This is a genomic window from Eikenella sp. (assembly GCF_057315495.1).
Genome location: NZ_DBHKXY010000019.1, coordinates 88,309 through 95,244 on the forward strand (window position 1 = coordinate 88,309; position 6,936 = coordinate 95,244).

General features: G+C 53.1%; 5 protein-coding genes. 3 read left to right on the forward strand and 2 right to left on the reverse strand.

Annotated features, from left to right (window positions below; genetic code table 11):
• Positions 1-263: 263 nt before the first annotated feature.
• Positions 264-938: an LOG family protein gene (locus tag ACO6EE_RS03240; RefSeq protein WP_485959181.1), complete on the forward strand. Its 675-nt coding sequence runs from the start codon at positions 264-266 to the stop codon at positions 936-938.
• A gap of 656 nt (positions 939-1,594) precedes the next feature.
• On the forward strand, positions 1,595-3,724 hold the full coding sequence (locus ACO6EE_RS03245) for a lysine decarboxylase LdcC (RefSeq protein WP_485959183.1): 2,130 nt from the start codon (positions 1,595-1,597) through the stop codon (positions 3,722-3,724).
• Positions 3,725-4,021: 297 nt separating this feature from the next.
• On the opposite strand, the gene ACO6EE_RS03250 is transcribed toward ACO6EE_RS03245, so the two are convergent.
• Both ACO6EE_RS03250 and ACO6EE_RS03255 read right to left on the reverse strand, forming a co-directional pair.
• The gene (locus tag ACO6EE_RS03250) at positions 4,022-4,357 is read right to left on the reverse strand and encodes a hypothetical protein (RefSeq protein ID WP_485959185.1); all 336 of its coding nucleotides are present in this window, start codon (positions 4,355-4,357) and stop codon (positions 4,022-4,024) included.
• Between the two features lie 25 nt (positions 4,358-4,382).
• The gene (locus ACO6EE_RS03255) at positions 4,383-4,817 is read right to left on the reverse strand and encodes a surface-adhesin E family protein (RefSeq protein WP_485959186.1); all 435 of its coding nucleotides are present in this window, start codon (positions 4,815-4,817) and stop codon (positions 4,383-4,385) included.
• Positions 4,818-4,898: 81 nt separating this feature from the next.
• On the opposite strand from ACO6EE_RS03255, the gene recQ reads away from it, so the two are divergent.
• A complete protein-coding gene (gene recQ / locus ACO6EE_RS03260; RefSeq protein WP_485959188.1) occupies positions 4,899-6,731 on the forward strand; it encodes a DNA helicase RecQ in 1,833 nt (610 codons plus the stop codon).
• Positions 6,732-6,936: the final 205 nt, after the last annotated feature.

The window sequence follows — 6,936 nt, forward strand, 5'->3', positions numbered from 1 at the left end:
TCGGCAGCCTGTTTTTTGCACAATAAAGCTTTCAGGCTACCTGAAAGCATAAGCTCCACCGAAACCAAAGGCTACCTGAAAAGCTGTTGTAGCATTTTCAGATAGCCTTTGCCCACCCTACCCTCCGGCCTGTGCGCAAAAATTCCTATTTCGCTATAATTCACCCTTTCATTTTTACCGGCTAATTGCCGAAACCACTACCCTCCAAGAGGATGAGGCTTGCACCAAGCTGCCGTATCATAGTTGCGATTTAAGGCGTGCACATGCAACACAGAAATATGCCGTGGGCAGTATTTAGCCAAGGCCTCGGGCTACCTGAAAGAATAAATATGAACGCTATGAACAATATTGTCGTCTATTGCGGCTCCAACCTCGGCGAAGATCCAAGCTACAGCCAAGCCGCCCGCGAGCTGGGGCGTGCCATTGCCGAACGCGGCAGCCGACTGGTGTACGGCGGTGGCGGCATCGGCCTGATGGGCGAAGTGGCTTCTGCCGCCCTAGCTGCCGGCGGCAAAGTAACCGGCATCATCCCCACCTTCCTGCGCCACGAAGAAATGGCGCACGGCCGCCTCACCGAGCTCATCATCACCGACAATATGGCCGATCGTCGCACCAAAATGATTGAACAGGCCGACGCCTTCATCGCCTTGCCCGGCGGATTAGGTACCTACGAAGAGCTGTTTGAAGTGCTCTCGGCCGCCCAGCTCAAACTACATAGCAAACCTATCGGCCTGCTTAACATCAATGGCTTTTTTAATCCCATCACCACTCTGTTGCAGCACACCGCCAGCCAAGGTTTCATGCCCGCCGCCAATACCGGCTTAGTGTGCACAGACAGTAGCATCCCCGCCCTGCTGGACAAAATGGCCGCCTATCGTTTCCAAGATGCCCCTAAATGGAAACGCCCCGCCTGGCAAGAGCAGGCAGAGGCTATCTGAAAATACTGCTTCCTCCTTTTATTCGGCAACAAACTCGCTTCTCCAACGGTAGGTGCCTCCCCAAGCCTACCGTTTCTATTTTTATAAACTCACGCTAAGCCCTTGCCGGCATAGCTCTTACACTTCTTTTCCACACCCTATCCTGCAGCTTTACTCTAAAAATTTCTGACTAAAGTCAACCCAAGACACTATGTTTTATGATATGATGTATCAATAAATAGATAGGCATTCAAATAAACTGCCAACTCAGCCACATATCAAGATATTGCTCTTTAAAATCAACCAGCTTTAAATGCAGGCAAGGTATGCAAATAATTCTAATATTTGCCCACTTGAACGCAACAGCTAAAGCAACTGTTACATTTTCTTAGCAGTCCTTAACTGTAATCCGATATTCTACCCGCCGCCAGTCTCGGCTGTCATGATTCTCTATCTACCGCCAGGCTGCTCAGCCAAGAATATCATTAACACCCTATCAATCTCTTGCCTACATACACCATATGCAGGTTTATTTTTGCCCTTGTATCCGCAAGCGGCAAAACACAGGTTGCCACTACTGTTGTTGCGCCAAAATGGCACAACAGCGGTGGTAGCAAAAAGCCAGCTTACCTGCTGGCAAAAGCAGTTGTTTTTTATTTACTTAAAGGATTTAGATCATGAAGAACATCTTATTAGGCTGTGGTCATAAGGAACTTGGTGACTATCTGAAGAGCTTGATTGAAACTTTGGAAAAGGGTGGTCACACCATCCGAATAGCCCATGACCCGCAAGAAATCCTGACGTTCCTGAAACATGACGCCAGAATAGGCTCAGTGCTCTGTACACTGGATATTTTCAACCGAGAATTAGACGAACAAATTATTGCACTCAACGATGAGCTGCCCGTATTCATTCTGAAGCCCACCGACTGCGACAAACCCGTGGACTTCGGCGCTGTAGGCGACCACGCCACCTTCATCGATTGCCATCTGTTCAGCAACGAAGACGTTGTTGATAAAATTGAAAAAGCAATCTGTCACTATATCGACAATATCACCCCGCCCTTCACTAAAGCCCTGTTTGACTACGTTGAGAAAAACAAATACACATTCTGTACTCCGGGCCACATGAGCGGTACCGCTTTCTTGAAATCTCCCGTAGGCAGCCTGTTCTACGACTTCTACGGCGAAAACACATTCAAATCAGATATTTCAGTTTCTATGGGCGAATTGGGCTCTCTGCTCGACCACTCCGGCCCGCACAAAGACGCTGAAGAATACATCGCCAAAACCTTCAATGCCGATCATAGCTACATCGTAACCAACGGTACTTCCACCGCCAACAAAATCGTGGGTATGTACTCCGTGCCGGCCGGCAGCACCGTACTGATCGACCGCAACTGCCACAAATCATTAACCCACCTGTTGATGATGAGCGACATTACTCCGGTGTATCTGAAACCGACCCGCAACGCCTACGGTATCTTGGGTGGTATTCCGCAAAAAGAATTCACTAAAGAAGTCATCACCGAAAAACTTACCAAAGTTCCGGGCGCCACTTGGCCGGTACATGCCGTGATTACCAACTCTACTTATGACGGCCTGTTCTACAACACCGACAAGATCAAAGACACCCTGGATGTGAAATCCATCCACTTCGACTCTGCTTGGGTTCCCTACACCAACTTCAGCCCGATCTACAACGGCAAAACCGGTATGGGCGGTAAGCAGGTTAAAGATAAGGTAATCTTTGAAACCCACTCCACCCACAAACTGCTGGCCGCATTCTCACAGGCTTCCATGATTCACGTTAAAGGTAACCTGAACACCGCCACCTTCGGCGAAGCCTACATGATGCACACCTCCACTTCTCCGTTCTACCCCATGGTAGCCTCTACCGAGGTGGCAGCAGCCATGATGCGCGGCAATGCCGGTAAACGCCTGATGCAGGATTCACTGGAGCGCGCAGTTAAATTCCGTAAGGAAATCAAGAAACACAAAGCCCATGCCGATTCATGGTATTTCGACGTATGGCAACCTGAAAACGTTGATAACATCGAATGCTGGGAATTGCATCAGACCGACAAATGGCACGGCTTCAAAGACATCGACGCCCAGCACATGTACCTCGACCCGATCAAGGTAACTCTGCTTACCCCGGGCTTGGATAAAAACGGCGAGCTGGAAAAAACCGGTATCCCCGCCAACCTCGTTTCCAAATTCTTGGAAGACCGCGGCATCATCGTGGAGAAAACCGGCCCCTACAACATCCTCGTGCTCTTCAGCATCGGCGTGGACGACACCAAAGCCCTCAGCCTGCTGCGCGCATTGAACGAGTTCAAATCCCTGTACGATGCCAACGCCACCGTGGAAGAAGTATTGCCGCGCGTGTTCAATGAATCCCCCTCTTTCTACCAAGACATGCGGATTCAAGAATTGGCACAAGGCATCCACAGCCTGATCTGCAAACACAACCTGCCTGAACTCATGTTCAGCGCATTCGAAGTGTTGCCGACCATGGTGATGAACCCGCACAAAGCCTTCCAGCTTGAGCTGAAAGGCCAGATTGAAGACTGCTACTTGGAAGACATGGTAGGCAAGATCAATGCCAACATGATTCTGCCCTATCCTCCCGGCGTACCGTTGGTAATGCCTGGCGAAATGATCACCGAAGAGAGCAAGCCCATCTTGGAATTCCTGATGATGCTGTGCGAAATCGGCGCCCACTTCCCCGGCTTCGAAACCGACATCCACGGTGCTTACCGTCAAGAAGACGGCCGCTACAAAGTTAAGATTGTTAAAGCTTAACCCACGCGGTACGGGGCTTCATGCCCTCGCAGCATAAACCAACCGGCCTGAGCAATCAGGCCGGTTTTTTATATGCCGATCTAGCCGGGCAAGCAAAGGCTACCTGAAATTTTAACTGCGCAGAAACTCTGCTGCGCCGTGCTTTCAGGTAGCCTCTTCCATACAAACTCCAACATCAAAACCATCACATAAACTTTCAGGTAGCCTCTCCAAACAAAAAGGCTACCTGAAAACGCAGTTTTAACCAGTCAAGACCAGTTACTGCAAAGCTAAAAGCCTGCTGCAACCAATCTCTGCTTAACGCTGCTGTCCGCGTACTGCCGTCCAAGCCGCATCCAACCGGCGGCCGGCTTCTTCCAACGTGGTATTCGATTGCTGCGCAGCCACATCCGCCTCATTCAATTGCGTTTGCAACTGCGTGATTTCCGCCTGTTTCTGCTGCAAAGCAGTTTGTGCCGCTTCTAAACGGGTACGCAACGTGTTCACCCGGCTGCCGTTATCAGTTTGCACTTTTAATGCTTCCTGATACGCCATCTGCGCACTCAACAGCTCGGTTTGTGCCGCATCATCCGCCCAAGCTGGCGTAGCGGCGGCTAGCAGGCACAGACCTGCCACAATTCCCTTAATCCGCATATTTTCTCTCCTTAATTCAGCAAAATCAAAAAGTTCTGCCGCAGGCAATTTCAAATTGTTTGCCGCCGGCCGAGCCTTTCACCACCGGCTGGACAGGCCGCCTGGCCGTGTCATATTGATTGGCAGCCAGCTTGTTGCCGGAAGCATCCCACATATCCACCGCCGCCAAACGGCGCGTGCGCGCCTGGCAGTCGAATTGCCATTGGTTTACCGCTGTTTTGAAATGTGGCGTGTTCACATAATGCTCGCGCCCCACATCCGTCACGGTAATCCGTTCGCGGAAGCTAACCCGGCTGCCTTCTTTCCGAATACTGGAAGTATCTATTTCGTAACGCATATTGCCGTTTTGGCTCAAACCCACTTCTCTCCAGCTGCCGCCCAGGCTCGGCCCGCTGCTCATGCTCGGGCAACCCGCCAATGCCAACACGGCACACAGCCCAGCCAATCTCTTCAGTTGCATAAAAATCCTTTCAGGTAGCCTTCAAACGCTATAAAATCCGCGCCATTATATCCAACAAATCCTGCAAACGGAAAACCACCCATGCCACAACCCTCCGCCCTCAACATCCTGCGCGAAGTTTTCGGCTATCACGCCTTTCGGGGGCGGCAGGAAGAAATCGTGACCGCGCTGGCAGAGGGGCAAAACCTGCTGGTGCTGATGCCCACCGGCGGCGGCAAATCCCTGTGTTATCAAATTCCCGCCCTGATGCGGCGCGGGCTGGCCGTGGTAGTGTCGCCGCTGATTGCCCTGATGGACGACCAAGTGGCTGCCCTGCAGGCCGCAGGCGTGGCCGCCGCCAGCGTGCACAGCGGCATCAGCAGCAGTCAGGTGCAGCAGATTGCCGACACCATCGAAGCAGGCTACCTGAAACTGCTCTACGTTTCCCCCGAGCGTTTGGTAAGCGAACGCTTCCTGCGCTTTCTCGACCACACCGAAATCAGCCTGTTCGCCATCGACGAAGCCCACTGCGTGAGCCAATGGGGGCACGACTTCCGCCCCGAATACCGCCAGCTCGGCCTCCTGGCCGACCGCTACCCCGACATCCCCCGCATCGCCCTCACCGCCACCGCCGACGCCGAAACCCGTGCCGACATCAAACACTATCTCAAACTGGAAAACGCCGCCGAATACATCGCCAGCTTCGACCGCCCCAATATCTACTACCAAATCATCGAAAAAAACAACGGCAAAAAGCAGCTGCTCGATTTTCTGCACAGCCGCCCCCACGGCGAAAGCGGCATCGTCTACTGCCTAAGCCGCAAAAAAGTGGAAGACACCGCCGCCTTTTTAAACGAACACGGCTACCGCGCCCTGCCTTATCACGCCGGCCTCACCATGACCGAGCGCAACGAAAACCAGCACCGCTTCACCCGCGAAGAAGGCCTCATCATCGTGGCCACCGTCGCCTTCGGCATGGGCATCGACAAGCCCGACGTACGCTTCGTCGCCCACCTCGACATGCCGCAAAGCATCGAACACTTCTACCAGGAAAGCGGCCGCGCCGGACGCGACGGGCAGCCTGCCGCCAGCTGGCTGTGCTACGGCCTCAACGACTATTCCCTGCTGCGCGAACGCATCCAAACCGGCAACAGTAACGACTTCCAAAAGCAAATCGAACAACAAAAACTCGAAGCCATGTTTGCCGTGTGCGAAACCTCCGGCTGCCGCCGCGCCGCCCTGTTGCGCCACTTCGGCGAAGAAATCCCACCCTGCGGCCACTGCGACAACTGCCTGCACCCGCCCGTCCTCTTCAACGCTACCGAAAACGTGCAGAAACTCCTCAGCTGCGTATACCGCGTCGGCCAGCGCTTCGCCGCCGGCTACGTCATCAACGTATTGCGCGGCAAAGCCGACGACTGGATCCGCCAAAACTGCCACGACCAGCTCTCCACCTACGGCATCGGTGCCGCCTTGTCCGACAAAGAATGGCGCAGCGTCATCCGCCAATGTATCGGCCAAGGCCTGCTCGCCACCGATCCGCACAACTATCACGCCCTCATGCTCACCCAAGCCGCCCGCCCCGTGCTGCAAAGCAAACAAACCGTGATGCTGCGTCCGCTTAAACGCGAAAAATCCGCCACCCGCACCCCGCGCGAACAATGGCTGCGCACCGAGCGCGAAGAACGCCTCTGGCAAGCCCTGCGCCAATGGCGCACCGAACGCGCCCGTGCCGACAACGTGCCAGCCTACATCGTGTGTGGCGACCGCACCCTGCAAGACATCGTGCAGCAACGCCCCGCCAGCCTAACCGAACTGCAAAACATCTACGGCTTGGGCGAAGCCAAAATCCAAAAATTCGGCAGCGGTATTCTCGAAGTCTGCGCCCAATTCACTCAAAGTGGCGACCCCGAAGCTACCCTACCGGATGTCTAATCTATCCTTTAAAAGGCTACCTAAAACTTTCAGGTAGCCTTTTCCATGCGGACAGCACATTTCTAGCAAACTTGCCTTTGCCAAATATGACGAAGCCCATATTATTCGGGTTGGCAAACCAAGCAATGCTGAAGCTTGGTATAGTGAATTAAGGCATAAGTAACAAAAAAGGTGCTATTTCAGAGAACCTTGCCAGTAAGTAACA